22 protein-coding genes and 2 pseudogenes are annotated in these 26766 nt (G+C 74.3%); 7 read left to right on the top strand and 17 right to left on the bottom strand.

The annotated features are described in order from the left end of the window. Nucleotides 1–142: 142 nt before the first annotated feature. The 11 genes from ACGF12_RS15065 to ACGF12_RS15115 form a co-directional block, all read right to left on the bottom strand. Nucleotides 143–700 (bottom strand): hypothetical protein, encoded by a 558-nt coding sequence (locus ACGF12_RS15065; RefSeq protein ID WP_393028888.1) that lies wholly within the window; start codon nt 698–700, stop codon nt 143–145. Between the two features lie 116 nt (nt 701–816). Further along, nucleotides 817–1491, bottom strand: a complete 675-nt coding sequence (locus tag ACGF12_RS15070) for an LPXTG cell wall anchor domain-containing protein (RefSeq protein WP_393028890.1) — start codon at nt 1489–1491, stop codon at nt 817–819. 346 nt (nt 1492–1837) lie between these two features. After that, complete coding sequence (locus ACGF12_RS15075) at nt 1838–2545, bottom strand: alpha/beta fold hydrolase (protein ID WP_393028892.1); 708 nt, start codon at nt 2543–2545, stop codon at nt 1838–1840. 70 nt (nt 2546–2615) lie between these two features. Further along, a complete protein-coding gene (locus tag ACGF12_RS15080) occupies nt 2616–2969 on the bottom strand; it encodes a RidA family protein (RefSeq protein ID WP_393028894.1) in 354 nt (117 codons plus the stop codon). 243 nt (nt 2970–3212) lie between these two features. Continuing rightward, nucleotides 3213–3968, bottom strand: a complete 756-nt coding sequence (locus ACGF12_RS15085) for a methyltransferase domain-containing protein (protein WP_393028896.1) — start codon at nt 3966–3968, stop codon at nt 3213–3215. 3 nt (nt 3969–3971) lie between these two features. Then, complete coding sequence (locus ACGF12_RS15090) at nt 3972–4739, bottom strand: SDR family oxidoreductase (protein ID WP_393028898.1); 768 nt, start codon at nt 4737–4739, stop codon at nt 3972–3974. Beyond that, the gene (locus tag ACGF12_RS15095) at nt 4727–5596 is read right to left on the bottom strand and encodes a TauD/TfdA family dioxygenase (protein WP_393028900.1); all 870 of its coding nucleotides are present in this window, start codon (nt 5594–5596) and stop codon (nt 4727–4729) included. Before ACGF12_RS15095 ends, ACGF12_RS15090 begins: the two co-directional genes overlap by 13 nt. A 10-nt stretch (nt 5597–5606) precedes the next feature. Beyond that, nucleotides 5607–6875 (bottom strand): aspartate aminotransferase family protein, encoded by a 1269-nt coding sequence (locus ACGF12_RS15100; RefSeq protein ID WP_393028902.1) that lies wholly within the window; start codon nt 6873–6875, stop codon nt 5607–5609. Between the two features lie 34 nt (nt 6876–6909). Further along, nucleotides 6910–10992: an AMP-binding protein gene (locus ACGF12_RS15105; RefSeq protein ID WP_393028904.1), complete on the bottom strand. Its 4083-nt coding sequence runs from the start codon at nt 10990–10992 to the stop codon at nt 6910–6912. Further along, nucleotides 10989–11558: a DUF6309 family protein gene (locus ACGF12_RS15110; protein WP_393028906.1), complete on the bottom strand. Its 570-nt coding sequence runs from the start codon at nt 11556–11558 to the stop codon at nt 10989–10991. Before ACGF12_RS15110 ends, ACGF12_RS15105 begins: the two co-directional genes overlap by 4 nt. A gap of 11 nt (nt 11559–11569) precedes the next feature. Continuing rightward, nucleotides 11570–12367: a phytanoyl-CoA dioxygenase family protein gene (locus tag ACGF12_RS15115; RefSeq protein ID WP_393028908.1), complete on the bottom strand. Its 798-nt coding sequence runs from the start codon at nt 12365–12367 to the stop codon at nt 11570–11572. 392 nt (nt 12368–12759) lie between these two features. Here ACGF12_RS15115 and ACGF12_RS15120 point away from each other — a divergent pair, with 392 nt between their 5' ends. From ACGF12_RS15120 to ACGF12_RS15130, 3 genes are all read left to right on the top strand, one after another. Continuing rightward, complete coding sequence (locus ACGF12_RS15120; protein ID WP_393028910.1) at nt 12760–13530, top strand: TetR/AcrR family transcriptional regulator; 771 nt, start codon at nt 12760–12762, stop codon at nt 13528–13530. 122 nt (nt 13531–13652) lie between these two features. Next, a complete protein-coding gene (locus tag ACGF12_RS15125) occupies nt 13653–13856 on the top strand; it encodes a DUF1918 domain-containing protein (protein WP_393028912.1) in 204 nt (67 codons plus the stop codon). Nucleotides 13857–13906: 50 nt separating this feature from the next. Then, nucleotides 13907–14623: a DedA family protein gene (locus ACGF12_RS15130; RefSeq protein WP_393028914.1), complete on the top strand. Its 717-nt coding sequence runs from the start codon at nt 13907–13909 to the stop codon at nt 14621–14623. Here the strand turns inward: ACGF12_RS15130 and ACGF12_RS15135 are convergent. The 4 genes and pseudogenes from ACGF12_RS15135 to ACGF12_RS15150 all read right to left on the bottom strand — a co-directional run. Next, complete coding sequence (locus tag ACGF12_RS15135) at nt 14620–15360, bottom strand: PIG-L deacetylase family protein (RefSeq protein WP_393028916.1); 741 nt, start codon at nt 15358–15360, stop codon at nt 14620–14622. The two genes, ACGF12_RS15130 and ACGF12_RS15135, sit on opposite strands and share 4 nt — an antisense overlap. 112 nt (nt 15361–15472) lie before the next feature. After that, nucleotides 15473–16675 carry an MFS transporter gene (locus ACGF12_RS15140; protein ID WP_393028918.1) on the bottom strand — a complete coding sequence of 401 codons (1203 nt, stop codon included), beginning with the start codon at nt 16673–16675 and terminating at the stop codon, nt 15473–15475. Between the two features lie 5 nt (nt 16676–16680). Next, nucleotides 16681–17226, bottom strand: coding sequence for a GNAT family N-acetyltransferase (locus tag ACGF12_RS15145; RefSeq protein WP_393028920.1), 546 nt, complete (start codon nt 17224–17226; stop codon nt 16681–16683). After that, nucleotides 17223–18233, bottom strand: a pseudogene (locus tag ACGF12_RS15150) (type III PLP-dependent enzyme); the annotation flags it as partial. The gene ACGF12_RS15145 and the pseudogene ACGF12_RS15150, both read right to left, overlap by 4 nt. Nucleotides 18234–18293: 60 nt before the next feature. Between ACGF12_RS15150 and ACGF12_RS15155 the strand changes: the two are divergent. Beyond that, the gene (locus ACGF12_RS15155; protein WP_393028923.1) at nt 18294–19982 is read left to right on the top strand and encodes a hypothetical protein; all 1689 of its coding nucleotides are present in this window, start codon (nt 18294–18296) and stop codon (nt 19980–19982) included. 5 nt (nt 19983–19987) lie between these two features. On the opposite strand, the pseudogene ACGF12_RS15160 reads toward ACGF12_RS15155, so the two are convergent. Beyond that, a pseudogene (locus ACGF12_RS15160) lies at nt 19988–20431 on the bottom strand (phytanoyl-CoA dioxygenase); the annotation flags it as partial. Nucleotides 20432–20827: 396 nt separating this feature from the next. Here ACGF12_RS15160 and ACGF12_RS15165 point away from each other — a divergent pair. Beyond that, the gene (locus tag ACGF12_RS15165; RefSeq protein WP_393028926.1) at nt 20828–22780 is read left to right on the top strand and encodes an FUSC family protein; all 1953 of its coding nucleotides are present in this window, start codon (nt 20828–20830) and stop codon (nt 22778–22780) included. A gap of 39 nt (nt 22781–22819) precedes the next feature. On the opposite strand, the gene ACGF12_RS15170 is transcribed toward ACGF12_RS15165, so the two are convergent. Continuing rightward, a complete protein-coding gene (locus tag ACGF12_RS15170) occupies nt 22820–24223 on the bottom strand; it encodes an amidase (RefSeq protein WP_393028929.1) in 1404 nt (467 codons plus the stop codon). Between the two features lie 287 nt (nt 24224–24510). Between ACGF12_RS15170 and ACGF12_RS15175 the strand changes: the two genes are divergently transcribed. Then, complete coding sequence (locus tag ACGF12_RS15175; protein WP_393028932.1) at nt 24511–25860, top strand: cytochrome P450; 1350 nt, start codon at nt 24511–24513, stop codon at nt 25858–25860. Nucleotides 25861–25964: 104 nt separating this feature from the next. Beyond that, nucleotides 25965–26687: a rhomboid-like protein gene (locus ACGF12_RS15180; protein WP_393028935.1), complete on the top strand. Its 723-nt coding sequence runs from the start codon at nt 25965–25967 to the stop codon at nt 26685–26687. Nucleotides 26688–26766 lie beyond the last annotated feature (79 nt).

Consider the following 26766-nt stretch of genomic DNA (forward strand, 5'->3'; position numbering starts at 1 on the left):
GCACCCGCCCCCCACCCCCCCGGGGGGGGTTTTTTGTTACGGCGTGTTTTTCAATTTCCAACCCGGTGGGGGGCCCGTAACCGCGGGGGGGGGGGGGGGCGTGCCGCCCCCCCCCCCTCGGTCGTCACGTCCCCACGCACCCTCACCAGCCGGTGGACGCCCGCCGACCGGTCGGGGCCGGCGCCTCTTCCGGCGCCGTCCGCCCAGTCGGCGCCTCCCGCCGCTCCACCGCCCTCCGGACACCGGACCCCCGGTCCGAGCTGGTCCGGACGAGCGGTGCCGAGGCCGGGGCGATCGCCTCGGCCGTCTCCCGCCGCGCGGCCGACCCCTCGGCCTCGAACGCACCGAACGCACCGAACGCGTCCAGTGCGTCCAACCCGTCGAGGCGCAGCACGAGGTTGCACGGCAGGTCGTCGCCCGGGATGCCCGGCCAGTGGCAGTCCCGGGCCCGGACCTCCCGGCTGCGCCTGCCACCGATGGTGATCACCGGGCCGGACACCACCTGGGCGTCCGGCTGCCAGCCGCCACCCGGGCGGCGGTGTTCGAGCCGCAGCTCCCAGGTGTCGGCGTCGACCACGAGCGACTCCCCCACCCGGCCGGGCAGCACCAGGGTGCCGTACGGGGTGACCACCACCGCCCGCTGGTCGAAGTCGGCGTCCTTGCCGGACACCGTGATCCGCCAGGATCCGTCGACGAACATCTCGCCCCCTTCCGCGGGCACCCGGCCCGTGGCCGCCACCGCCCAAGGCCGCGGGGCACCGGCGCCCGGTGTTCCCCAGGACGCCGGCGCCCCGGGCCGCTCCGCGTGACGACCGGTCAGGCGCGACGCTTGGCCGCGGTCTTGCGGGCGGCGAGGACCAGGCCCGCACCGGCGGCCAGCACGGCGCCACCGGCCAGGGCGAGCGGGGTGCTGCTCCCGCCACCGGTCTGCGCCAGGGCCGGCGCGGTGCTCGCCCCGGCGCCGGGCGTCGCGGCGGGCGCGGCCGGCGTGGTCGACGCGCTCGGCGTGGCCCGCGGGGTGGTCCCGGGAGCGGTCGGAGCCGGGGTGGTCGCCGAGGGCGTGACGACCGGCGAGGCCGGGACCGACGTGGTCGGCGTCGGAGTCGCCGGAACGGAGGGGGTGGTGGTCGGCGTCGGGGTGGCGGACGGGCAGAGCGGAACGTCCGCCACCGTCTTGTCCACGTGGGTGTCCGCCAGGGTGTAGCGCCAGGTGTCGCCCTTGCCCGAGTAGCCGACGGTCAGCTTGACGGTGCTCCGCGCCTCGATCCTGCCGTGGTACTCCTCGGTCCCGCCGACCAGGCTGAGGGTGTAGTCACCCGCGGCCTTGTAGTGGTTCCCGAGGACGAGTTCGACGTGCCCGGCGTCCGCCCGGCAACCGATCTCCACGGAGGCGTCGCTCGGGTTCCAGGCGAAGGCGGTCCCGGTGTTCGCCAGGGCGAGGGCGGCGACCGCGCTCCCGGTCGCCACAGCCGCCCGCCGTACGTGCTTCATCAGTGCTTTTCTCCTCGGGAGTTCATGGCGTGGGAAAGCCTCGCGCGCATCCCGGGGGGATGGCGGGGAAGCGCGCGAGGCTTCGAGCCCGGGCCGCCTCCGCGGGTCGTGGCGGCGACGAGCGGAGGCGGGGCAACGGGGCTCTCGTCCCGACACACGGATGTCGTGCCCCATCCGGTTCAGTCGCCCCCGACACCGGCTTGAGCCCGGGCGTTACCGCCGACGGCCTGTCCACCCTCGCCGCCTCGCCCGCCTGGTCCCGCGAACACGCCCCGGAGGACGCCGACCAGGTACTGACCGTCCTCATCGACGGACTGCGGCCCCGTGTCCGACGGGGCCGCGGGCCTCACCGCCCGGCGGTGTCCAGCAGGATCCGGGCCAGCTCGGCCGGCCGGGAGAACATCGGCCAGTGCCCGGTGTCCAGCCCGACCAGCCGCCAGTGCCCGTCGGCCACCAGCTCGGCCACCTCCTCGTCGGGTTCCGCCGCGGCGAGCAAGCACAGCAGGTAGGTCGCGGGCAGCTCGGCCAACGGGCTGGTCAGCACGGCGGGTTCGGTCAGGGTGGCGCCCGGGTGCGGGGTCGAACCGGCGACGATGCGGGCGATCTGCCCGTCGGTCAGGCCGTGGCCCTCGAAGTGGGTGGCGGTGGCGCTCGGCCAGAACCCGCCGTTCCCGGCGATCGCTGCCCTCAGTGCCACCCCGCCGTCCGGCCAGCCCGCGGCGAACGACCGGCCCTCGACCGGGAGAGCGGCGTCGACGAGCACCAGGTGCGCCAGCCGGTCACCGATCCGCGCCGCGGCCTGCCCCGCCGGAACGCCCGCGTAACTGTGACCGACCAGCACGACCTCGCGCAGGTCGAGGCGCTCGACCTCGGCCACGATGTCCTGGACGTGGGTCTGCTGCCCGGCCGGGACGCCCTGCCGGTCGGCGAGGCCGGAGAGGGTCAGCGGGTGGACGCCGTGCCCGGCCGCCCGCAGGTGCGCCACCACGTCGTCCCAGGCCCAGGCCCCGAGCCGCGCACCCGCGACCAGTACGAAGTTCACCGTGATCGTCACCGTAGCGGGCCGGCTCCGCGCCCGCCGAGGGAATTTCCACGCCCCGGACACGACGGTGGCGCACCCCGGGTCAGTCGAGAACGGCGTCGATCTCCACCTCGACCAGCCACTCCGGGTCGATGAACCGGGAGACCTCGACGAAGGTGCAGGCCGGTCGGATCTCGGCGAACCGCTCGCCGTGCGCCCGGGCGGCCTCCTCCCAGCGCGTGATGTCCGTGAGCATCATCCGGGTCCGCACGACGTCCTGGAGCGACGAGCCCGCGGCCTTGAGCGCGGCCTCGGCGATGTCCAGGCACCGGACCGTCTGGGCGTAGACGTCGTCCTTCCCGACGTTCCTGCCGTCCGCCCCGATCGGCGCGGTGCCGGCCACCGCGATGTACGACCCCTTGCGGACCGCCCGGGACATGCCGATCCGGGGCTCCATGGGTGAGGCTGAACTGACCAACTGTCGACCTTGATCCATCGCGCCATGCTCCCACAGACCCGCGCGGCTCGACCCCGGCCGTCCAGGACTCGGACGGCTGCCTTCCGCAGGTCGTGGCCGGGCACGAGGCGACGGCCCCAGCCGGCCGCCACCGCGGTGAACTCGGCCGCCTGGACCCCTCGCCACCGTCGTAGTGCTGATGTGCAGTCATATCGTCAGCCATGACCGAGTCGACACAGTTGATCAACCGGTTCTGCCGGATACCCCCTCCCGGTGTCGCCACCGCACCGGATCGGAGGCGACGGCCCGGGGCGCCGCCGAGGCCGGCGCCCGGTACCCGGCGCAGGAGAGCACCAGCATCTCGTCGCCCCCGGGCTGGAATTCGTACGCCACCCGCTCCACCCGGCTCCCGATCCCGACCCCCGCCAGTTCCTCCCGCAACCGGTCCAGCCCTTCGTACCGCTCGCCGGTGTCGTACACCAGCACCGGGAAGAGCCTGACCTCTCGCCGCGCCACCCTGGCGAGTTCCAGCAGCGCCGCCCGGTGGAAGTCCTCCCCCAGTCGGTTGCCGTACGAGAACAGCAGGTGCGAGCTGAGCACCAGGTCGAAGGACCCCTCCGCGAAGGGCAGTTCGGGCAGCTCCCCGGCCAGGTAGCGCTCCGGCCGGGCCGCGATGTCGGCCCGGAACAGCCGGGCGCCGGCGATCCGGTCCCGGATCAGACCGGCCGGATCGCCGTACCAGGACCAGACGAAGTCCGGGGCCTCCCGCACCAGCTGCCCGCGCTTGAACAGCGTCTCCCGCTCGACGAGCAGCCCCAACTCCTCCCGGTGCACGGCGTATTCACGGTCGACGGCGACCGCGTCGATGCCGCGCCGGCCCGCCTCGGCGACGAAACCCGCCGCGCCGCCCGGGCAGTCCAGGATGCGCTGCCCCAAGTCCCGGTCGGTGAGCGCGAACATCGCGCGGTACTCCGCGAAGGAGCGGGCGCTGACCAGCACGGCTCATCCCCTCCCCACGAACGGCATGGTGCTCGGCAGCACCACCAGGGACTGGATGGTGGTGTCGGGCGGCTGCGAGGCCATCAGCACCAGGGCCTCGGTGAAGCGCTCCACCGGGATGGTCGCCTCGACCGCCATCGTGCCGTCGGCCTGCATCGCGGCGGGCTGCGGACCGCCGTCCGGCGGGGCGACGTTGCCGACGTCGATCTGCCCGCAGGAGATGCCGTACGGGCGGCCGTCCAGGGCGAGCACCTTGGTGAGACCGAGGACGGCGTGCTTGGCGGCCGTGTAGGCCAGGGAGTTGGGGCGGGGCACGTGGGCCGAGGGCGCGCCGTTGTTGATGATCCGGCCGCCCTGCGGGGACTGGGTGCTCATCAGCCGGAAGGCCTCCCGGGCGCACAGGAAGCTGCCGGTGACGATGGTGTCCAGGACCCGGTTCCAGTCCGCGAACGGGGTCTCGACGATCGGCCGGCGCGGGGCGGCCGCACCCGCGTTGTTGAACAGCAGGTCGAGCCGGCCGTAGCGGTCGCGGACGGCGTCGAAGAGCCGGGCGACCTCCTCGGGGCTGCGGATGTCGGTCGGCACGGCGAGGATCCGCGCCGGGTCGACCTCCGCGAGTACGGCGGTCTCCTCCAGCGCGTCCTTGCGCCGCCCGGCCAGTACCACCGTCCAGCCCGCCGCCAGCAGGGCCAGCGAGGAGGCCCGGCCGAGCCCGCTGCCGCCCCCCGTGACCAGGGCGACCTTTCCGTGCGACTGGGTCACAGTGTCCACGCCTCCCCCTCGTTCAGCCAGATCCGCAGCATCCGCCGGGCGTGCGGCCCGGGTTCGTCCACGTACGGTGAACGCCCGTGCAGCACCCGGCTGTTGCGGATGATCAGCAGGTCCCCGGCGGCCATCGGCAGCCCGAAGGCGATCTCCGGCCGGTAGAGCACTTCGTCGAGCACGCCCAGCGCCTCCCACTGACGGTCCGTCAGTTCCGGCCCACCTCGGTCGGGGGAGGAGCGGACGGTGCGGGTCTGGTAGTAGCAGCCGATGGTCCCGTCCTTCTGCGGGTAGAGGATCGGGGTGACCACGACCTGCGGGCCGGCCCGGCCGCTCCGGTCGAAGGTCCAGTTCTCGCCGAGGGTGGCCAGCGCGTCCGGCCGCTCCTGCCCGATCAGGTCGTGGACGTGCCGGGCGCTCGCCAGCTTGGTCAACCCGCCGCCGTGGTAGGCGGGTTGGATGCAGAGCAGGACGAGCAGGTCGCAGGTGTCGCAGTGGAAGCCGAGTTCGGTGTTGCCGTCGCCGTCCTGGTCGCGCAGCACCGAGGTGAGATCGCCGCGCCCGTTCTGCGGCACGATCCGGCCGTAGTCCCGCAGCAGGAAGGAGACCGCCTCGGTGATCTCCTGCTCCGGCTGCGCCGGGTCGACCAGTCGGCCGATGTGGGCGAGGCCGACGGAGGCGATGCTGTCCCGGACGAAGGTCCGCAGCCGCTCGCGCACCGGGCCGGCCGCGCCCCAGCGCCCGACCCGCGCATCGGCCCGGAGCAGCCGCCGCTCCTGCTCGCCCAGCGGCAGCGACCACAGCTCCCGCCGAGCCTCCAACTCCAGACTGCTCCAGCCGATTTCGGCCACCGTGTGCTCGCTCATCAGGCCTCCCCTACCGGGCCCCGGCCGCGACGGCCTTGGACCAGAGCGCCAGCGCCTCGTCGATCTGCCCCGCCGTGACGACCAGGGCGGGGATCATCCGGACCACGTTGAGGTGGGTCCCGCAGAGCAGGAGCAGCAGGCCGAGGTCGGCCGCCGCCTGCTGGACCCGCCGGGCGGTGTCCGGGTCCGGCGAGTCGTCCGGGCGGCAGAACTCGCTGGCCGCCATCAGCCCGAGGCCCCGGACGTCGGCGATGCCGGGCGCCTCGGCGGCGACCGCCCGCAGCCCGTCCAGCAGCCGTACGCCCTGCTCGGCGGCGTTCTCGACCAGCCGCTCCTCGCGCAGCACGTCCAGGGTGGCCAGGGCGGCGGCACAGGCCACCGGGTTGCCGCCGTAGGTGCCGCCCTGCGAGCCGGGCCAGGCGCGTCGCATCAGTTCGGTCGGCGCGGCGATCGCGGACAGCGGGAAGCCGCTGGCCAGGCCCTTGGCGGTGATCAGCACGTCGGGCAGCACGCCGTCCTCGTACTGGTGGGCCCAGAACCGGCCGGTGCGGCCGAAGCCGGTCTGCACCTCGTCCACCACCAGCAGGATGCCGTGCCGGTCGGCCCGCTCGCGCAGTCCGGCCAGGAACCCGGCCGGGGCGGGGACGTAGCCGCCCTCGCCGAGCACCGGCTCGACGAACATGGCCGCCGTCTCGGCGGGCGCGGAGACGGTGGCGAGCACCTCGTCCAGCCCGCGCAGGGCGTACGCCACCGCCTCCTCCTCGGAGAGCCCCAGCGAGAGTCGCAGCCGGAACGCGGCCGGGAAGGGCGCCACCGCGACCCCGGGCACCAGCGGGCCGATGCCCGCCCGGAAGCGGGTCCCGGCGGTGGTGAGGGCGGCCGCGCCCATGGTGCGGCCGTGGAAGGAGCCCTCGAAGACGATCACGTTCTGCCGCCCGGTGGCGTGCCGGGCCAGCCGCAGCGCGGCCTCCACGGCCTCCGTCCCGGCGGTGGCGTAGAACAGCGAGTCCAGGCCGGCTGGCAGGACCTCACCCAACCGTTCGGTGAGGGTGAGCAGTTGGTCGTGCAGGACGGTGGTGTACTGGCCGTGGACCAGCCGACCGGCCTGTTCGCGGACGGCCTCGACCACCCGGGGGTGGCAGTGGCCGGTGCTGGTCACCCCCACGCCGGAGGTGAAGTCGAGGTAGCGGCGGCCGTCGGCGTCGTAGAGGTGGAGGCCTTCGCCGCGCACGGCGACGACCGGGGTGGCCTGCTTGAGCACCGGGGAGAGCTGGGGCAACGGAGTCTGCCTTCTGTGAGTCGGGTGGATCGGGTCAGCGGGGCGGGAGGTAGCCGACCTCGGACGCCCAGGTGAGCGCGGCCGACCACCACTGCGGGGTCGGCGCGGCGAAGCGGACGCCCAGCCGGTCGAGTACGGAGGTGGTGTAGGCGCTGTCCACCCGGACGTTGCGTTCCTCCTGCTGTGCCCAGGCGGCGGCCAGTCGGGCGGCCGCCGGGTGCCGGCGCTCGGCCCGGCCGATGGCGGCCGCGAAGTCCACGTCGTCGGTGAGCCGGACGGGGTAGCCGAACTCGGCGAGCCGGCCCACGAGTTCGTCGTGCGGCACGGCGTACGGGTTCTCCACGTGGTAGGCGCCGGGTGCGGCGTACGGGTCGAGGGCGATCGCGGCGATCCCGGCGGCCACCGTGTCCACGTGCGAGAACGCGAAGGAGGTGTCCGGCCGGCTGGGGGCGGCGCCCGCCAGCAGGTAGCCGCGGATGAGCTGGTAGATCCGGTTGTCGCCGGCGTTGGCCTGGAAGGCGCCGGTCCGGCTGTGCGCGGCGATGTGCCCGCTGCGGTACAGGTAGGCGGCGTGCCCGGTGGCCGCCCAGGCCCGAACGGCCTGCTCGGCCCGGTACTTGGTGCGCTCGTACGGGGTGCGGAAGTGCTGGCCGATCCACAGGTCGGCCTCGCTGAAGCGGCGCGGCGGGCCGTCCACCCCGCCGGAGACGGCGAGGGTGGAGACGTGGTGGAGCGTGGCCGTCGGGGTGTGCTCCTCGATCCAGTCGAGCAGCCGGCGCACCGCCGTGTGGTTGGTGCGCTCCAGTTCGTCGGGCGAGGCGACCAGCCGGACGTCCGCCGCCGCGTGCACCACGATCCGGGCGGTGCGGGCGCGCTCCAGCGCGGCCGGGGAGAGGCCGAGGCCCTCCCGGTCGATGTCCCCGGCGACGGCCCGGGCCCGGCCGACGGTCAGGCGGCGTGCCGCCTCCGCCTCGTCCGCGGCCCGGACCAGGCAGGTGACCTCGGCGCCGCGCCGCAGGAAGGCGTCCAGCAGGTGCCGGCCGAGGTAGCCGGTGGCACCGGTGAGCAGCACCCGGGCGGGTTCGCGGACGCCCACCCGGGCGGTGGGCGGCACCCGGGCGTGCAGCAGTTGGCCGGAGGTGGAGAGCGGCGCGCGGACGGGCTGCTCCGCCGACGGCCCGGCGAGCGCCTCGGCGAAGCGGGCGGCGATCCGCTCGGCGGCGGGGTGGGGAACGCCGGGCCACCCGTACACCAGGTCGGCGACCAGCCGTTGCTCCACCACCCGTGCGGTGAGCCGCAGTCGGTACAGCGGGTCGCCCCCGGCGCAGCGGGCCAGACCCGCCTGCTCGTCGGCGACGGTCCAGTCCAGCGCGGGCTCCTCGGGGAGCCGGAAGGTGCCGAGGAAGTTGAACCCGACGGCGGGGCGGTCGCCCGGTGCGTCCATGGGGCGGACGGGCGCCTCGCGCAGCCGCCGTGCGGTGGCCTCGGCGCCCGCCGAGGGGTCCAGCTCGACGTGCTTGACGGCGGTGAACCAGCCGACGGTGTCCAGGAATTCGCCCGGGTCGTCGCCGACGGTGTCCCGGCCGTGGGTCTCCACCTCCACCGCGAGCCGGGGCTCACCCTGCCAGTGCGCGACGGCCCTGGCGAAGGCGGTGAGCAGGACGGCCTCCAGCCCGGCCCCGCCACCGTGCCGGGCGACCAGCCGGGCGGTGGCGTCCTCGTCCAGGGCCCAGCTGAGCGCGGCCGGTCGGGCGGGCGGCACGGGCGGCGCCGGAGCCTCCGGCGCCGCGGGCGGGGGCGGCGCGGCCGCCGCCCACCGGTAGAAGTCGGGGGTCGGCGGCAGGTCGGCCGGTTGTCGATCGGACCCGGCCTGGTCGAGCACCGCGCGGTAGGCGTGGGCGAGGTCGTCCAGCAGGATCCGCCAGGACAGCCCGTCCACCACCAGGTGGTGGACGATCAGCGCCAGCCGGTCGTCGGTGCCGGGCGGGCCGGTGAACAGGTGGACGCGCAGCAGCCGTCCGGCCAGGGGGTCGAGGCTGCGGTGGAGTTCGGTGCAGACTCCGGCGACGGTGTCGGCGATCGCGCCCGCCGCGCGCGGGATCCGGGAGTGGGAGAGCGGGTCGAGCTCGGTCACCGCGCGGGGTTCGCCGTACCCGTCCGGCGCGACGGGCCGGCGCAGCGCCGGGTGGCCTTCCAGTACGGCCGCGACCGCCGCCGAGAGCGCGGCCGGGTCGACGGCGGTGCGGCAGCGCAGCAGGACGGACTGGTTCCAGTGCCGCGGGTCCTCGACGGACCGCTGCCGGTAGAGCCAGCGCTGGGCGGGCGCGAGTCGGCTGCCGCCACCGGGTCGGCGCGGAGCCGGAACGGCAGCGGCGACCGGCACCGCCACCGCGGCCAGCCCGGCCGCCGTCGGGTGCCGGTAGAAGTCCTCGTAGGCGACCCGCAGCCCGGAGCGCCGCAGGAGGGCGATGGTGCGCATGGCGAGGATGGAGTCCCCGCCGAGGGCGAGCACGTCCGCCTGCGGCCCGACGCCGGACAGCCCGAGCGCGCCGGCCCAGAACCGGGCGATCTCCCCCGCCAGGCCGTCCCCGCCGGGCCCCGACGGCTCCGCCCTGGCCTCGACCAGTTCGGCGACCAGCTCGCCCAGCCGCGGCCGGTCCAGCTTGCCGTTCGGCCCGACCGGGAACTCCGCGAGCACCAGGATCGGCTGCGGCACCGAGTAGCCGGGCAGCCGGTCGCGCAGATACGCATCAAGGCCCTCGACGTCGGCACCCTCCAACAGCCTTACCGCACCCAATAGTTGATTCCCGACGGCGGTCTCCCGCAGCAGTGCCGCCGAGCCGGCGGCACCCGGGTACCCGTCCATGGCCCGCTCCACCTCGGCGAGGTCGACCCGGTAGCCCCGGACCTTCACCTGGCGGTCCACCCGCCCGAGGAAGACCAGCTCCCCGTCGGCCCGCCGACGGCACACGTCGCCGGTCCGGTACATCAGTCGGCCGTCCCGCCGGACGAAGCCGCGGGCGGTCTCGGCCGGCCGTCCGAAGTACCCGGCGCTGACGCCCCGCCCGCCGACCAGCAGCTCCCCCTCGGCCGCCGCCCGCCCCCGCCCGTCCACCAGGGTGAGCAGCACCTCGCCGATCCCGCTGCCGATCGGCACGGTCGGCTCCCCTGCGGGCAGTTCCCGGGCGGAGGCGGCGAGGAAGCAGGTGGCCCCGACGGTGGTCTCGGTCGGCCCGTAGTGGTTGACCAGCCGCTCGGTGACCTTGCCGTCCAGCAGCGCGGCCGCCAGCGGACGCGGCAGCGCCTCGCCGCCCAGCAGCAGGATGCGCAGCGGCGCCGCGTCGCCCGGGCGCCCCTCCAGCAGGGCGGTCAGGTGCGAGGGAGTGGTCTTCAGGGTGTCGACCCCGGCCCGGCGCAACGAGGCCCAGAAGGCCTCCGGGTCGCGCACCTCCCGGTCGGGGACGACGTGCACCGAGCCCCCGGTGGCCAGGGCGAGCAGCCAGGCGGTGTGCCCGAGGTCGGCGGCCAGCGTGGTGACGTGCGCCAGGCGGGGGGCGTCCGCCCGGGTCAGGCCGAGCCGCGCGGCCAGCGACAGGGCGTAGTGCGCGGCGTTGTCGTGGGTGACCGCCACCGCCTTGGGCTCGCCGCTGGACCCGGAGGTGAAGGACAGGTAGGCGAGGTCCTCCCCCGCCGCCTCGCCGCCCGACCACGACGGGCCGGCCGCCTCGACGTCCACCACCTCCCCGCCGAGGCCGCCCCCGGTGGCGAGCACCCGCGAGACCCGGACGGCCGCCAGCCGCCGGGCGAGGTCGGCCGCCGACCAGTCCGGGTCGGCCGGCACGGCCGCCGCGCCGGAGCGCAGCACCCCGTGCAGCAGCACCAGCATCCGGGCGTCCCGGGGGCCGAGCAGGGCGACCCGGTCGCCCCGCCCGGTGCCGCCGGCGGCCAGCCGGGCGGCGATCCGCCCGGCGGCGGTGTCGAGCGTGCGGTAGTCGTAGGCGCGGACGCCGTCGGTGAGGGCGGGCCGGTCCGGGTGGGACCGGGCGAGCTGCGACAGGAGCGCGGTCAGCGAGGTGGCGGCGGACGCGGAACGGAGGTGCTGCGTCGCGGGGGTCACGCCGACTCGTCCCCCGTCCGTGCCGCTCCCACCGGCCGGGCGAGCACCCCGGGGTCGCCCACCAGGTACCCGTCCAGCCCGGCCCGTTCGGGCAGCCGCCCGGCCAACTCCCAGGCCAGCATGCGGTGCAGGCCGTCGATGTGGATCAGTCCCTCCCGGACCAGCAGGTCCGCGTAGTCGGGGTGGTCGACCGGACCGGTGCCGAGGAACAGCGGCGTGAACGGCGCCCGGCGCAGCACCCGCAGCTTGCCCGCGCAGACCGGGTTGGCCGCCGCCCAGGCGGCGCCGCCGGAGCGGACGCGTTCGGCCGCCTGGGCCACGGTCAGCCCGGTGCGCGGGACGAGTTCGAGCTCGCCGCCCTCGCTGAGGTGCCAGGGCAGGACGACGCCCAGGAGGTCGGCCCGGCTCAGCCGGACCCGCCACCAGCCGCCGGGGATGCGGTCGGCGCGTTCGACGTTCTCCTCGCCGTACAGGTTGCTGTTCGCCGCGTGGGCCCGTTCCACCGGGTGGTCCCGCAGGTAGGCGTCGTGGACCTCGGGGTAGGCGACGGCGGTGACGATCTCCACGGCTGTGCTCCTCAGACGGTTCCGGTGTATTCGGTGAAGTGGTGTTCCCCGAACAGCTCGGGCCACTGGCCGTCGGCCAGGTCCAGTTCGCGGGCCCGGGCGAGCATCTGCCGCCAGTAGGGCTTCACCGGGCGCCAGCGCGCCCCCACCTGGCAGTACGAGGCGTCGATGAAGTACCGGGGCCTGCCCGGCCCGTCGGGTGCCGGTCTGCGGGTGTGGAACAGCGCCGAGTTCAGCAGCACGGTGGAGCCGGGCGGCAGCCGGTCGATGACCACCTCGCCGGGCAGTTCCGCGGTGCCGTGGTGGGCGTAGGCGGTCTTGCCGGCGGTGCTGTGGTGCGAGCCGGGCAGCACGGCCAGGCTGCCGACCTTCTCGTCCAGGCCGCCGAGGTAGTGCAGCGCGTGGACCATCACCAGCGCCGGGTCGGGGCCGTCGTTGGGCTCGCAGTCGTGGTGCCAGGGCTTTCCGGGGATGCCCGGCGCCTGGCGGTCGCTGTGCAGGTGGTGGAAGACGAAGGAGGGCCCGATCAGCCCGGTCAGCGCCCGCATCAGCGGCGGGTGGGTGAGCAGCCGACCGTGGGCGGGGAGCTCCAGCTCCAGCAGCGGGGGTGACCCGTGCCGGTCGGGGTCGGTGCAGGCTTCGATCGAGCGGGCCCGCAGTCCCTCGTCCACCCACCGGTCCACCTCGGGGACGAGGCGTTCGCGCAGCGCCTCGGGCAGCAGTGCGGGCAGGACCAGGTACCCGGACTCCAGGAACTGACGGCGGTGCTCGGTGTCGAGGGCCTCACGCCCGGTGGAGAACGAGGTCACCGAACCGATCCCCTCCTTCCGTTCGACGGGACGCACAGGTACGGGACGCGTGATGAGCCAGGGGGCACACGGGTTCATCCAGACCTCGGGTGGCGGCGGTGTCGCCCGTCGTCGCCACGGACTGCTGGGATGCGCGATCACCTGAATTCGCGATCACCACCGACTTCGCGATCACCACGAAGAGGCATGCCTCGATCACGAAAGGTGATCCGCCTCAGGAGTATGAACCGGTCTTCGCGTCCACGACAAGACCAAAGCCAACCCGTGGCCACCTTCCCGCCACCGTGCCGTTCAGCTCCGGCCACCAGTCGATTCCTCCCTCACCGGAAACTCCGGTCCTTCCGAGCCCCGGTGATTCGCCGTCGGAACATCGGATGCGGCAGAGTTGCCACATGAGCGAGCGGAGCATGGGGGTACCCCCGGCCGAAGGCTGGGGGAGAACCGTCGAGAGGGGCGCGTTGCGCGAAGCGCCCGCCGAGCGCAGCAAGGTGGGTGCCGTCGCGGACACGCGGAGTCACCACACGGCCGGGCCGACCCGGCGGCGGCCGGTCCAGCAGCGCAGCCAGGAGCGGTACAGCCGCATCCTGGACGCCTGCGCCGGGCTGCTGGACGAGGTCGGGGCGACCGCGCTGACCACCAAGGAGGTCGCCCAGCGCGCCCAGGTGCCGATCGGCACCCTGTACCAGTTCTTCGCCGGCAAGGAGGACCTGCTGGCCGCGCTCGCCGCCCGCAACCTCGACCGGTACCTCCAACGGCTGGACGCCCGGCTGGCCGCCTCCGCGCCGGTCGGCCCGGCCGGCTTCAGCGACCTCGCGGTGGAGGAGTTCGTGGCGATGAAGCGCGCGGTGCCCGGGTTCGGCCAGGTGGACTTCGGGCTGGCCGGCACCGCGGTGCCGGCCGGGGTCCGGGATGAGAAGCACCTGCTGGACGCGGGCGTGGACAACAACACCGCCGTCGCCCTGCGGCTGCAGGCGCTCGGCGGCGAACTGTTCGCCGCCGGCGACCCGGCGGCCACCACGCTCACCCTGCGGGTCGCACTGGAGGCGGCCGACGCGGTGCTCAAACTCGCCTTCCGGGGGGACCCGGACGGCGATCCGGCGCTGATCGCCGAATGCAAGCGGCTGGTGCGCGGTTACCTGGCGCAACAGCCGTCCGGCGGCTGACGCACGACCCACGGGCCCCGCGCATCCCGTCCGCCCGAGCCGTTGCGAGCCCGCCGCGCCCGCAGCACAGTGGAAAGCGGAACGGCCGCGGAGGCGGCCACCGCGACCCGAGGAGCACGACCATGCACGCAGCGGTAGGTGACCAGCTCCATATCCACAGCAGGTCGGTGGGCATGGTGGACCAGAAGGGCATCATCACGGAGGTGCGCGGCACCGACGGCGAGCCCCCGTACGTGGTCCGCTTCGAGGACGGCCACGAAGGCCTGATCTACCCCGGCCCCGACTGCAACATCGAACACGTCGGATCCCGCCAGGCGGGACACTGACCGACTCCCCCACCACCCCGTGCCCGACCCGCGCGAGGTGGTGAGGAGCGGTGTCCGCCCCCTCGCCCCCGCTGCCCGGGGCGCTCGCCGATCTCGCACCACTGCTGGACCACTACGGGTACCTCGCGGTGGCGCTGCTCGTGCTGCTCGACAACTGCGGCATCCCGGTGCCCGGGCAGACCATCCTGGTGCTCGCCTCGGTGTACGCCGGCACCGGGCACCTGGACTTCGCCGCCGTCCTGCTGATCGCGGCGGCCGCCGCCACGGTCGGCAACAGCCTCGGCTACCTGATCGGCCACACCGGCGGGCGCGCCTTCGTCCACCGCTGGGGCCGCTACGTGCTGCTCACCCCGGCCCGGATGGAACGCGCGGACGGCTTCTTCGCGCGGCACGGCGGCAAGGTCGTCGCGGTCGCCCGCTTCGTGGACGGGCTGCGCCAGTACAACGGCATCATCGCCGGGACCACCGAGATGCCGTGGCGCCGCTTCGCGGTCTTCAACCTGCTGGGCGCGGTGCTGTGGACCGCGGTGTGGGGCACCCTCGGCTACGTCGCCGGGGCCAACATCGGCACGGTCTACCGGACGGCGATCCACTACCAGCTCTGGTTCGCGATCGGCCTCGGGCTGCTGGTCGCGGCCTTCCTGCTCCGGCAGGTGCTGCGCTACCGGCGTCGGCGCCGCGAAGGCGCCGACGCCGGTTCCGACTCCGACTCCGGTTCCGACTCCGACTCCGGCTCCGGCTCCGGCTCCGCCGAGCCCCCCGACTAGCGCAACGGGAACACCTCGAACGGCACCGCGAAGCGCGTCCCCAGCCGGGTGCCCGCGCCGCGGCCGAAGCCCTCCAGGAACTCCCGGGCGTCCGCCATCGCCCCGCCCAGCCCGGCCAGGTACGCCTTGTGCTCCTCCAGCGAGGCGACACCGACGTCGAAGGTGTCGGTGGTGTCCACCGCGTGCTTCGACTCCGGCGAGGCCGCCGCCCAGATCTGCCGCACCCCGTTCCACGGCTCGTGCCCCTCGTCCACCAACTCGCGGAACACCCAGCGGTTCCCGGCGTCCCGGACGCCGTCCAGGGTGGCCCGGCCGACCGCGATGTGGTCCGCCTGGTTGAGGAACGCCCCGCCGTAGGTCTCCCGGAAGTTGCTGGTGATCACGATCTCCGGCCGGTGCCGGCGCACCACCCGGGCGATGTCCCGGCGCACCGGCAGCCCGTACTCCACCACCCCGTCCGGATACCCGAGGAACTCCACGGTCTCCACCCCGACCACCCGCGCCGAGGCGATCTGCTCGGCCTCCCGCAGCGGCCCGCACTCCTCGGGGTGCATCGAGTCGATCCCGGCCTCGCCGCTGGTGACCATCACATAGATCACCTTCTTGCCCTGCGAGGTCCAGCGGGCGACGGCCGAAGCGCCGCCGTACTCCATGTCGTCGGGGTGGGCGACGATCGCCACCGCGGTCTGCCAGTCCTCGTCGACGTGCTCGTAGGGCTCGGGGGCCTGCTCGGTCATGCTGTCCAAACCTCTCACGCGGCTCATACGGCTCGTGCTGCTCATGGTCATACGGTCGTACCCCAGGCGACTCTAGAAGACCCGCCTCCCCCACGCGGCGAGAACTGAGGGGTCAGGCGGCGTCAGGGGCGAGCTGAGGGGCAGCAGAGGCAGGTTGCGGCCAGCGGATGCGGGTGGCGCAGAGGGAGACCACGGCGGCCGAGGCGGCGACGGCGGCCATGCCCCACGCCAGGCTGGTGGCGCCGGCGACGAAGCCGATGGCGGCGGGGCCGGCGAGCAGGCCGGTGGTGCCCATGGCGGCGACCAGCGAGAGGGCGTCGGAGCCCTGGCGGGCGGCGGCGACGTAGACGCACGGGGTGACGGCGGCGACGCCGAGGCCGACGCAAGCGAAGCCGAGCAACGTGGGGACGACGCCGCCGACCAGCAGGGCGAGGGCCAGGCCCAGGCCGGCCAGCAGGCTGCCGGTGCGGACGATACGGCCGTCGCCGAAGCGGGTGCGCCAGCCGTCGGCGAAGATCCGGGCGCAGACCATCATCACCGAGACCACGGCGATGCCCATCGGGGCGAGTCCGGCGCCGGCGTGCACCACGTCCTTGAGGTAGAGCGCGGACCAGTCGTTCATGGCGCCCTCGGTGACGGTGCCGAAGACCATCGCCAGGCCCATCCAGAGCGTCGCCACGGCGGGCAGGGTGAAGCCGCGCCGCTCCTTCCGCTCCGTCGGCTCCGTCGGCGAGGCGGCTTCCTGCGGGCCGTCGGCCAGCAGCCCGGGCCGGGCCACGGCGACCAGCACCGCCAGCAGCAGCGCGGCCAGGCCGAAGTGGACGGCGAGGGTGCCGGTGAAGGCGTTGACGCCGAAGGCCAGCAGGGCGGCCAGCAGCGAGCCGGCGCTGAAGGTGGCGTGCAGCCTGGACATCGTGGTCCGCCCGAAGCGGGCCTCCAGCGCGGCGCCCTGGGCGTTCATCGCGACGTTCAGGCAGCCGACCGCGACGCCGTCGCAGAACAGCACCAGCAGGGTGACCGGGTAGTTCGGCACCACCGACAGCGCGAGCAGGACGACGCCCAGGGCGAGCGCGGACAGCACCGAGAGCAGGCGGGAGCCGAGCCGCCGCATCAGCACCGCGACCAGCGGGAAGGACACCGCCGCGCCGATCCCGCAGGTCATCAGCAGCAGACCGATCCGGGCCTCGCCCAGGTCGAGCCGGGCCTTGAGCGCGGGCACCCGGGAGACCCAGGTCGCGTACTGGAATCCGAGGACGAAGAACAGTGCGCCGGTGGCCAGTTGGGAGCGGCGGAACTCGTCGCGTACGGGGAACATGTGCATCAGCCTGCTTCGGCTCTGGAGGGGGACGGGACGGGATCGGCCGGGGCGGCTTCCAACGGCTTGGCCATGTAGACCGCCTCGGCGCCGTAGCTCGCGGGCAGCCCGATCTCGGGCCGGGCCCGGTAGCCGAGCGGGGTCCACAGCACCTGCGAGCCGCGCACCGCGACCAGCGAGAGCGTCCGGTGGCCGGCCGCCCGTCCGGTCTCCTCCAGGTGCCGCAGCATCCGGTGGGCCAGGCCCCGGCCGCGCGCCCGCTCGGCGATCACCAGGTCGTGGGCGTGCAGGTTGCTCGCCGGTACGCCGCCGCCGGACTCGGCCCGGCTGAGGTCCGGACAGCGGAACAGCGGGTACGGCAGGGCGAGCAGGTAGCCGCCGAAACCGCCGGCGTGCTCCAGGACGAAGCAGGTGGAGGGCGAGGCGCGGTGCCGGGAGCGCAGCGCCTCGCCGCCCTCGGACAGGCCGCTGGCGGCGTAGGCGCGTTCCTCCAGCGCGACCACGTCGTCCCAGTCCTCCTCCCGAAGCAGCCGGATCCGGGTGTCGGTCATGCGCGTCCTCCGTGCAGAGCCGGGCCGCCGACGCAGGTGTACGGCAGCGGCGCGAAGCCGTTGAACCCCCGGGTGGCGTAGGCGGTGGAGTACGCGCCGCAGGAGTGGATCCACACCGGGTCGCCGGAGGCGACCGCGCGCGGGACCCGAACCAGGCCGTCCTCCTGGGCGTACGCGTCGTCGCTGTCGCAGGTCGGGCCGGCCACCACGGCGTCGACGAACCGCCCGCCGGGGTGGGTGGGGAACTCCAGCCGGTACTGCAACTGGTCCATCTCGTAGAGGCCGTTGAACTTGCCGCAGCTCAGGTAGAGCCAGTCCTCGCGGGCGCCGTCGAGCCGGCGGCGGGAGGAGAGCCGGGCGACGTGGGCGCGGATCGCGCCGTGGTCGGCGACCAGGTGGCGGCCGGGTTCCAGCAGGAACTCCAGCGGGGCGGCGTTGACGGCGCGCAGCCGCTCCATACCCTCGCGGATCACCGCGAACATCTTGTCCAGCGGCGGTTCGAGCGGGTGGCCGTGCCGGTCCAGCACGCCGAGGGCGGGCAGTCCGCCGCCGAGGTTGATCCGGTTCGGCACGATGCCGCGCCGGTTGAGCGCCTCCAGCACGGCGGCCAGCGACTCGACGGCCGCGCCCCAGGCCTCGGCGGTCATCTGCTGCGAGCCGACGTGGACCGACAGGCCGGAGGGCACCAGCCCGCAGGTGCGGGCGGCGTCCAGCACCCGCAGGGCGTCCTCGGGCGAGCAGCCGAACTTGTGGCTGAGGCCCCACAGCGCGCCCTCGCCGGTGGTGGCCAGGCGGCAGAACACCCGTGAGCCGGGGGCGTGTTCGGCGATCGCGGCGACGTCCTCCAGGCTGTCGGTGGCGAAGTCGCGCACGCCCAGCCGGTAGGCCTCGGCGATGTTGCGGTCGGACTTGACGGGTAGGCAACTGTTGATCCGGTTATTGGTCACGGTAGGCCATCGTGTCCCCCGTATGGGTGATGAGGCGGGCGATCGGAGTCCGGCGGGGCGGCGGGGTGTGTGAGGGTTGGTGGTTGACGGGCTGGTGAGGGGAGGGCCGCAACCGTGGGCATGCGCAGCGTGAAGAAGGGGGAGCTGCGGGCGATCGCTGCGCCTTTCACGGTCGCTGCGCCCGCCGGTGCGCGGATCCGGGACCGGTTGCGTGTCACGGTCGAGGACGCCGAGGTGCTGTGGCTGGTCGGCCGCCATCTCGGCCGTTGCCAGCGGGCGGATCTGGCGCAGCGGGTCGGGATCGGGCAGGTCGCGGCGAAGGACAATGGGCGGGCGGGCCGGAAGAAGCGGCTCACTGCTGTGTCCTCCTCCCGGTGGGCCGGTGCGATGACCCGCGTCAGTGAGGACCAGTACCAGCTCGCCCTGCGTTGCCTGTACGACGAGCGGGCCGGCCTGCGCAGGGCCATTCGCGCGATCGAGAGCCGCCTGGCGGTGCCGTGCGGCAGGCGCGAGGGCGGGATCCGCGGCTACGCCGACCAGGGCGAACGGTTCCAGAAACAGCGCCGGCTGCACCAGCTCACCGCCCGGCTCACAGCGGTTCAGGAGTGCATCGACGCCGGACGGCCCTCGATCACGGCCGGCGGCCAGCGGCTGCTCAAGGCCCGGCACAACCTGGACGCGGCCCAGCTCACACCCGAGCAGTGGCGCACCCGGTGGCAGGCGGCCCGGCTGTTCCTGACCGCCGACGGCGAATCCGGCGCCCCGCACGGGAACTACACCATCACCGTCGATCCCGCTACGGGCGGGGTCACCCTCGCGCTGCCCGAACCGCTGCGCCACCTCGCCAACGCGCCCCGGGGACGGTACCGGCTCTCGTGCACGGTCGCGTTCTCGCACCGCCGGGGAGAGTGGCTGGACCGCGTGAGCGCGAACCGGGCCGTGCGCTACGACATCGTCCACAACCCCGACCGCAACAGGTGGTACCTGGACGCCTCCTGGTCCACACCCGCCGACCTCCTCCCGACGCCGGAAGAGGTCCGGGCATTCGGAAAACGTCTTCTCGGCGTGGATCTGAACGCCGACCACCTGGCCGCCTACGTCCTCGACCCGCACGGCAACCCGACCGACGAACCCATCACCGTCCCCCTCGACCTCACCGGACCCACCTCACAACGGGACGGGCGGCTGCGCGCAGCCATCACCGACCTGATCGCCCTCGCCCACACTCACGGCTGCGCCGCCATCGCGATCGAGAACCTGGGCTTCGACGACGCCCGCGCCACCGGCCGCGAGACGATGGGCCGGGGCCGGCGCGGCAAGAAGTTCCGCAAGTCGGTTGCGGGCATCCCCACCGCCCGCTTCCGGGAACGCCTGCGCGCCATGGCCTTCCACGCCGGTCTCCTCGTGATCGCCGTCGACCCGGCCTACACCTCCCGCTGGGGCGAGAAGTACTGGAAGGCCCCGCTCCGACCTCAGACCACTCTCACGGTCACCCGGCACCACGGTGCTGCGGTGGCCATCGCACGACGCGCCCTCGGACACCGGATCCGGCGTCGGCCAGGTGTGACCCGCACACGACCGGAGGATCGTGCCGGGAGAGCTACCGGCCAGGCCCCATCCACCCCGAGAGCACGTGGGACCGCGAGCCCACCCAGGACAGCGAGCACGCCCCACCGGGGCGACAAGACTCGACCGCGCCACGGTGACCAACTCGCGCTGCTCCCCGACCTCGAAGACCGTTCGCGAGGTCACCGGGCCATCACCGGCCCGGTTTGCGGCAGTTCGGCCAACACTGGCCAACAACGCTAAGAACGGTTGAGGTTGAGCCGGTCGAGGGTGACCCAGAGCTCCTCGCAGTCCCACACGTCCACGAACGCGTCGTAGACGCGCTGCGACTGGCGGCTGTCCCAGATGAGTTGGTGGTGGTAGGCCTCGACGAAGCCGTAGATGTGCAGGTGCCGGTCGAGTTCGTCTCGGTGGTCGCGCTCGAGGTACCACTCCTCGGGGCGGTCGGGCGACAGGCCCTGGAAGTCCCAGGCGAAGTCGAGCAGGCACTCGGCGACCTCGGCCGGGATCGCCTGCTCCACCACGACGTAGCCGTAGGTCTGCCAGTGCGCGTGGTCCTGCACGGAGAGCACCCGCAGCGGGCGCTCCTTGCGCAGTTCGCGCAGGGCGGTGCGGGTGAGGTAGCTCTCGGTGTCGGCGCTGAAGTAGGGGCACGGCGAGCCGACGGCCGGTCGTTCGGCCGGAAGGGGAATTCGGTGCGCGGACCGGACGCCCGTGCGCGTGCGCTCCTTCCCGCCTCGGTCCGCGAGTACGGGACAGCGCCACGTCAGGAGGGCCAACTCGCCCGTCCGGCCGGGCCTCTCACTCCGCATCAGCCCCTGCCGAACCGCACTCCCCATACGTTGGACTAGACCAACTAATGGTGTCAACCCTTTCCCTCGGGTTGCCGATTGGGAAATCGGCGCAGTTCACAGCGCCTCTCGCGGTTCGCTTTATGTTTCGGAGACCGACATAAGGGCGGGTATGTTTCGGGAATTGACATAACCGGGAGCGGTGCACCCCGGCACCCCGGCACCCCGGCACCCCGGCACCCCGCGCACCGTTGCGCCGGGCCCGCGCCGCCCGCCCGCTCGCCGTAGCTTGGGACTGTGGCACGAACCCGGTTGGCACCCACCCGGCTGGCCCCGCCCGGCTGGCTGACCGAGGGCCTGCGGCCCCGGGACACGCCGATCCCCTGGGCCGCGGTGGCCCGTTCCTCGGTCGCGCTCGCCGCCCCGCTCGCGGTGGGCACCGCCACCGGGCGGCCCGGCTACGGCGCGCTGGTGTCGCTGGGCGCGCTGTCCGGCGTCATCGGGGACACCGCCGACGCCTACCGGATGCGGGTGTTCAACATCGCCGTGCCGCAGCTGATCGGCGCCCTCGGGGTGCTGGTCGGCACCCAGGTGCACGGCTCCGGCTGGACGACCGTCGTGGTGCTGACCGTCGTCGCGCTGGTCTCCGGCATGATCTCCTCGATCGGCGCGGTCGCCTCCGCCTCCGGACTGCTCCTGCTGCTCAACACCGTGATCGGGGCCGGCCTGCCGATGCCCTCCCCCTGGTGGCTGCCGCCCGCCCTGCTGCTGCTCGGCGGCCTGGTGGTGCTCGCCCTCACCCTGCTGGCCTGGCCGCTGCGCGGCGGCACGCCCGAGCGCGGGATCGTCGCGGACACCTACCGGGCGGTCGCCGAAATGCTGGAGGCCGCCGGCTCGCCCGGCTACGACGCCAAGCGGCGTGATCTCACCCATGCGCTCAACCAGTCCTACGACCTGCTGCTGGCCCGCCGCGCCCGCCGGCACGGCCGCTCCCCCACCCTGGTCCGGCTGCTCGCCCAGCTCAACGCCGTGGTCCCGGTGGTCGAGGGCGCCTCGGCGGTCCACCTGCGCCCGCCCGAGTTCGGCCCGCTGGCGCCCGGCTACCCGGCCGCCGTCCGCGAGTTGGCCGCGGCCGTCGAGCTGGGCCGCACCGGCCCCGCGCCCCGGCCCGACCTGCCCGAACCGCGCGGCCCGTCCACCCGCGCGCTGGCCGAGGCGATCCGGCACGCCGCCACCGTGGTGCACGAGGCCGAGCCGGACCCGTACGCCTCCGACGACCGGCTCGGCCGGCCCGCCGCTCTGGAGGTCCGGGCCCGGCGGGCCGCGCGGGCGCTGCTGCTGTCCAGGGCGTCCTGGCGGTACGGACTGCGCCTGGCACTGTGCATCGGGCTGGCCCAGGTGCTGGTGTCGGTGATCGCGGTGCCCCGCTCGTACTGGGTGACGCTGACCGTGACCTTCGTGATGAAGCCCGACTTCGGCTCGGTGTTCTCCCGCGCGGTGCTGCGCGCGCTCGGCACGGCCGCCGGGCTGCTGATCGCCATTCCGGTGCTGGCCGAGGTGCCGCACGGCTGGTGGGACGTGCCGGTGATGGCGGCGCTGGCCACCCTGATCCCGGCGCTGTCGGTCAAGGGGTACGCCTTCCAGACCGCGGCGATCACCCCGGTGATCCTGCTGCTCTCCGACCTGCTCAACCACCAGGGCTTCCACCTGGTGCTGCCCCGGCTCTACGACTCGCTGATCGGCTGCGGCATCTCACTGCTGGCCGGCTACCTGCTGTGGCCGGAGTCCTGGCACACCCGGATCGGCGACCGGCTGGCCGACGCCGTCCAGGACACCGCCTCCTACGTGTCGCTGGCCTTCACCACCGCGCCCGGCCGCGACGAACCGGCCCGGGCCCGCTACCGGCGGAGGCTCTACCGGGACCTTTCCACCGTACGCAGCGAGTTCCAGCGGGCGCTCACCGAGCCGCCGCCGGTCGGCGCCCGGGCGGAGGCCTGGTGGCCGCTGGTGATCGCGGTGGAGCGGATCGTGGACACCACCACCGCCACCCGGGTACGGGTCGAGCACGGCGCGCCCGTGCCCACCCCGGCGGAGGTCGGCGCCGCCACCCAGGAGCTGTCCGACCTGGCCGAGGCGCTGCGCACCGGCGCACCGCTGCCCCCGGCCGACCCGGAGGCGGTGGCGCCGGACTGCGCGCTGGCCCGGCTGCTCCACGAGGTGCACGCGGCGAGGTCGGTCGCGGCGCCGTGACCCCCGGTCGCGGCGAGGTCGGTCGCGGCGTCTCGCGGGTCAGTCCTGGATGCGCCGCCAGGGCCGGTCCGCCTCCAGCGCGAAGGCCAGCTCCAGCAGCAGCCGCTCCTGCCCGTGCGCGGCCGACAGGTGCACCCCGATCGGCAGGCCGCCGGGCGCCGCCCCGGTGGGCAGTGCGATGCCCGGGCCGCCGGTCACATTGTTGACCGGGGTGAAGGCGACGTAGCGCAGCAGCCGCTCGACCAGCTCGTCGAAGGCCACGTTCGGGCTCAGGTGGCCGATCGGCGGGGCGGTGTGGGCGAGCACCGGGGAGAGGATCGCGTCGTGGTCGCGGAAGATCCCCGCGTACACCGCCTCGGCCCGGCGCAGCCGGCGCAGCACGCCCGGGGTGCGCGGGAACTCGGTCTGGAAGCGGCGGCGCAGGCCGGTGGTCAGGCCGTCCAGCCGACCGCTGCGGAAGCTCGGGTCGAGCACCAGCCGGCCGGTGACCGCGATCACCCAGGCGATGTAGCCCCAGTACGAGAGGAAGTCGCGGGAGAACTCCTCGCCGAAGGGCAGGGTGGTCGGCTCGACCCGGTGGCCCATCGCCTCCAGCCGGGCGGCGGTCTCCTCGACCGCCCGGCGGGTCGGCTCGTCGGTCTTGGCGATCGGCGAGTCCACCACCAGGCCGATCCGCAGCGGGCGCCGGCCCGGGCCCTCGACCAGGCCGAGCGGGGGCAGCTTCGGGTTGTGGTGGTGGCGTTCGGCGGCGGCGAAGAACGCGGCGGTGTCGCGCACCGAGCGGGTCACCACCCCGTCGGTGACCAGGTCGATCGGCAGCTTGCCGCCCTGGGCGTTGGTCACCAGCCGGCCCCGGGTGGGCTTGAGGCCGATCAGGCCGCAGCAGGCCGCCGGGATCCGGATCGACCCGCCACCGTCGTTGGCGTGCGCGATCGGCACGACGCCGGCGGCGACCAGCGCGGCGGAGCCGCCCGAGGAGGCGCCCGCCGAGTGCGAGGGCTTCCAGGGATTGCGCACCGGCTGGGCGGCGGCGAACTCGGTGGAGGCGTTGAGGCCGAACTCGGGCAGCCGGGTCTTGCCGAGCACGGCCAGGCCGGTGGCCAGGAACTGGTCGGTGAAGCGCGCGTTGCGGCGGGCCGGGCGGGCGCGGAAGGCTTCGCTGCCCATGGCGGTCGGCAGGCCGCGCAGGTCCACGTTGTCCTTGAGGTAGGTCGGCACGCCCCAGAGCGGACCGCCGATGCCCTCCCGGCTGATCCGGGGCCGTTCGTACGAGGCGTGGGCGACGGGCAGCAGCGCGCCGTCGATCCGCCCGGCACGGGCGACGGCCGCGGCGACCAGCTCGCGGGGGTTGACCTCGCCGGCCCGCACCAGGGCGGCCAGCGCCACCGCGTCGTGCGCGCCGAGGGCGTCGTCGGTGAACGCGTGGGCCCGCTCGTCGGTCATTCAACTCCCCATTCCCCGCCGGGCCTTCTACTGCCCGGTAGTACTGACCGGTAGTCTCACAGGAGTTCGCAGTGTAGGCACGCGACACCACCGCCCGATAGCCCCGGCACCGGGGCTCGCCTCCGGCAGCCGGACCACGATCCGTCAAACACCGGACGGCGCACGGGCGTTCGGCATGCGCCCCCGCGTTCACCCCACCCGCCGGTCACGAACCGTTTCACCAGCGGGCCCCGGGAAAGATCCAGATCGCCCATCGATCCGGCCATCCCCCACCCGAGGTGACGCCCTTGACCACCCAGTACCACCCGACCGCCCGATACACCTCGGCCACCGCCCCCGGCGCGCTCCCCCTGCTCGGCCACGCCCCCGCCTTCGTCCGCCGCCCCTACGGCTTCATCGCCGGCCTGGCCGCCCACGGCGACCTGGTCAGGCTCCGGCTCGGCCCGCTCGACGCGTACGTCGCCTGCCACCCCGACCTGGTGCACCGGCTGCTCACCGAGGACCACACGTACCACAAGGGCGGGGTCGTCATCGACAAGGCCCGCGAGGCCTTCGGCAACGGCCTCGCCACCTGCCCCGCCGCCGACCACCGGCGCCAACGCCGCATGCTGCAACCCGCGTTCCACCGCGACCGGCTGCCCGGCTACGCCGCCATGATGGCCGAGGAGATCGCCGGCACCACCGCCCACTGGCGTGACGGCCACGTGATCGACGTACCCGCCGCGATGTACCGCCTCACCACCGCCGTCACGGCCCGCTGCCTGTTCGCCGCCCACGAACGGACCGGCTCGCTGCCCGTGCACGAGTGCACGTACGTGGTCACCCGGGGCGTCGCCCGGCGGATCATGCTGCCGATCCCCGGCGCCGACCGGATCCCCACCCCCGGAAACCGTCGCTTCCGCCGCGCCGAGCGGAACCTGCGCGAGATCACCAAGCGGCTGATCTCCGACTACCGCGCCGCCGGCACCGACCGCGACGACCTGCTCTCCATGCTGCTCGGCGCCCTCGACGAGAACGGCACCGGCCTGTCCGACACCGAGGTCCACGACCAGGTGGTCACCCTCCTGCTGGCCGGCACGGAGACCACCGCCGCCACCCTCTCCTGGGCCTGGACCCTGCTCGCCGCCAACCCGGCCATCCGCGACCGCCTGCACGCCGAACTCGACACCGTCCTCGACGGGCGCCCCGCCCGCTACGAGGACCTGCCCGCGCTGCCGCTCACCGCCCGGATCGTCAGCGAGACGCTGCGGCTCTTCCCGGTGTCCTGGGTGCTCAGCCGCACCGTCGCCGCCGACGCCGAGCTCGGCGGCCACCGCATCCCGGCCGGCGCCACCATCCTGTTCAGCCCCTACCTGCTGCACCGCCGGGCCGACCTGTTCCCCTGCCCCGACCGCTTCGACCCCGACCGCTGGCTCACCACCGCCCGGCCCGCCCCCGGCACCTACGTCCCCTTCGGCCTCGGCGCCCGCCGCTGCATCGGCGAGGCCTTCGCCACCGCCGAGGCCGCCCTCGCCATCGCCACCGTCGCCGCCCGCTGGACCGTCACCCCCACCCCCGGCCGCCCGGTCCGCCCCGCCCGCGGCTCCTCGATGTCCCCCCGCCCCTTCACGGCGACGCTGACCCGCCGGGCGCGATGAGGGGCGCGCGGGTCACACGGTGATCGGAGTTCGGTACTGTCCCGGCGGGGCCGGCCACAGGTGCGCCGGCCGGACCTGCCGTTCGACCGGGACACCATCACACCATGAACGCTCGATCCCCGTTGGGGCTCCTGACCGGGCTGCTGCGCGCCGTCCGGACGTACCCGCGCCGCTCACCGCTGACGTTCGGTTACGTCGGCCTGCTCCTGCTCGGCCACGCCTGGGTCGAGTACGGGCTCTCCGACGCGGGGGCCGACGACCTGCGGGACTACATCAGCACCAACCTGGACAACCTGCACGACCACCCGGTCAGGGCCCTGTTCGGCAGCGCGCTGCTGTACGACGGCACGCTCACCGACGTCACCTCGACCGGCTTCGGCGGCACCCTGATCACCCTCGGCCTCGGCATCGTCGTCAGCCTGGCCTGGGCCGAACGCCGCTACGGGACGCTGCGCGCCGCCGCGGTGTTCCTCGCCGGGCACGTCGGCGCCACCCTGATCACCGCCCTGGTCATCCTGCTCGCGCTGCGGCAGGACTGGTACCCGGAGAGCGTCCGGGCGGCATCGGACTACGGCATCAGCTACGGCGCCCAGGCCGCCCTCGCGTTCGCGGTCCTCGCCCTGCCCCGCTGGGCCCGGCTGCCCTGGGCCGCCTTCGTCCTCGCCTGGCCGCTCGGCGGCGACCACGCATGGCCCGGCCCACTCCCCGAGTTCACCACCGTCGGCCACCTCCTCGCCGCCGCCCTCGGCTTCGCCCTCGCCGCCGCCACGGCCGCCACCACCCGCCACCGCACGGACGCACCCGCCGCCGCGGGCCCGAAGGGGTGATCAGCCCTCGCGAATGTGACCGATGTCGCTGGGTCGTACTGAAACCCCGTCACCCGCGACCGCGAGGCGGCGCAGCTCC

It is taken from the genome of Kitasatospora sp. NPDC048296, from assembly GCF_043201815.1.
Taxonomy (GTDB): domain Bacteria; phylum Actinomycetota; class Actinomycetes; order Streptomycetales; family Streptomycetaceae; genus Kitasatospora.

Bases quoted from the DNA above. Each gene is read 5' to 3' on its own strand.
- ACGF12_RS15065 (WP_393028888.1), bottom strand. From the start codon at position 700: ATGTTCGTCGACGGATCCTGGCGGATCACGGTGTCCGGCAAGGACGCC.
- ACGF12_RS15070 (WP_393028890.1), bottom strand. From the start codon at position 1,491: ATGAAGCACGTACGGCGGGCGGCTGTGGCGACCGGGAGCGCGGTCGCC.
- ACGF12_RS15080 (WP_393028894.1), bottom strand. From the start codon at position 2,969: ATGGAGCCCCGGATCGGCATGTCCCGGGCGGTCCGCAAGGGGTCGTAC.
- ACGF12_RS15095 (WP_393028900.1), bottom strand. From the start codon at position 5,596: ATGAGCGAGCACACGGTGGCCGAAATCGGCTGGAGCAGTCTGGAGTTG.
- ACGF12_RS15120 (WP_393028910.1), top strand. From the start codon at position 12,760: ATGAGCGAGCGGAGCATGGGGGTACCCCCGGCCGAAGGCTGGGGGAGA.
- ACGF12_RS15125 (WP_393028912.1), top strand. From the start codon at position 13,653: ATGCACGCAGCGGTAGGTGACCAGCTCCATATCCACAGCAGGTCGGTG.
- ACGF12_RS15135 (WP_393028916.1), bottom strand. From the start codon at position 15,360: ATGACCGAGCAGGCCCCCGAGCCCTACGAGCACGTCGACGAGGACTGG.
- ACGF12_RS15140 (WP_393028918.1), bottom strand. From the start codon at position 16,675: ATGTTCCCCGTACGCGACGAGTTCCGCCGCTCCCAACTGGCCACCGGC.
- ACGF12_RS15145 (WP_393028920.1), bottom strand. From the start codon at position 17,226: ATGACCGACACCCGGATCCGGCTGCTTCGGGAGGAGGACTGGGACGAC.
- ACGF12_RS15155 (WP_393028923.1), top strand. From the start codon at position 18,294: ATGCGCAGCGTGAAGAAGGGGGAGCTGCGGGCGATCGCTGCGCCTTTC.
- ACGF12_RS15170 (WP_393028929.1), bottom strand. From the start codon at position 24,223: ATGACCGACGAGCGGGCCCACGCGTTCACCGACGACGCCCTCGGCGCG.
- ACGF12_RS15180 (WP_393028935.1), top strand. From the start codon at position 25,965: ATGAACGCTCGATCCCCGTTGGGGCTCCTGACCGGGCTGCTGCGCGCC.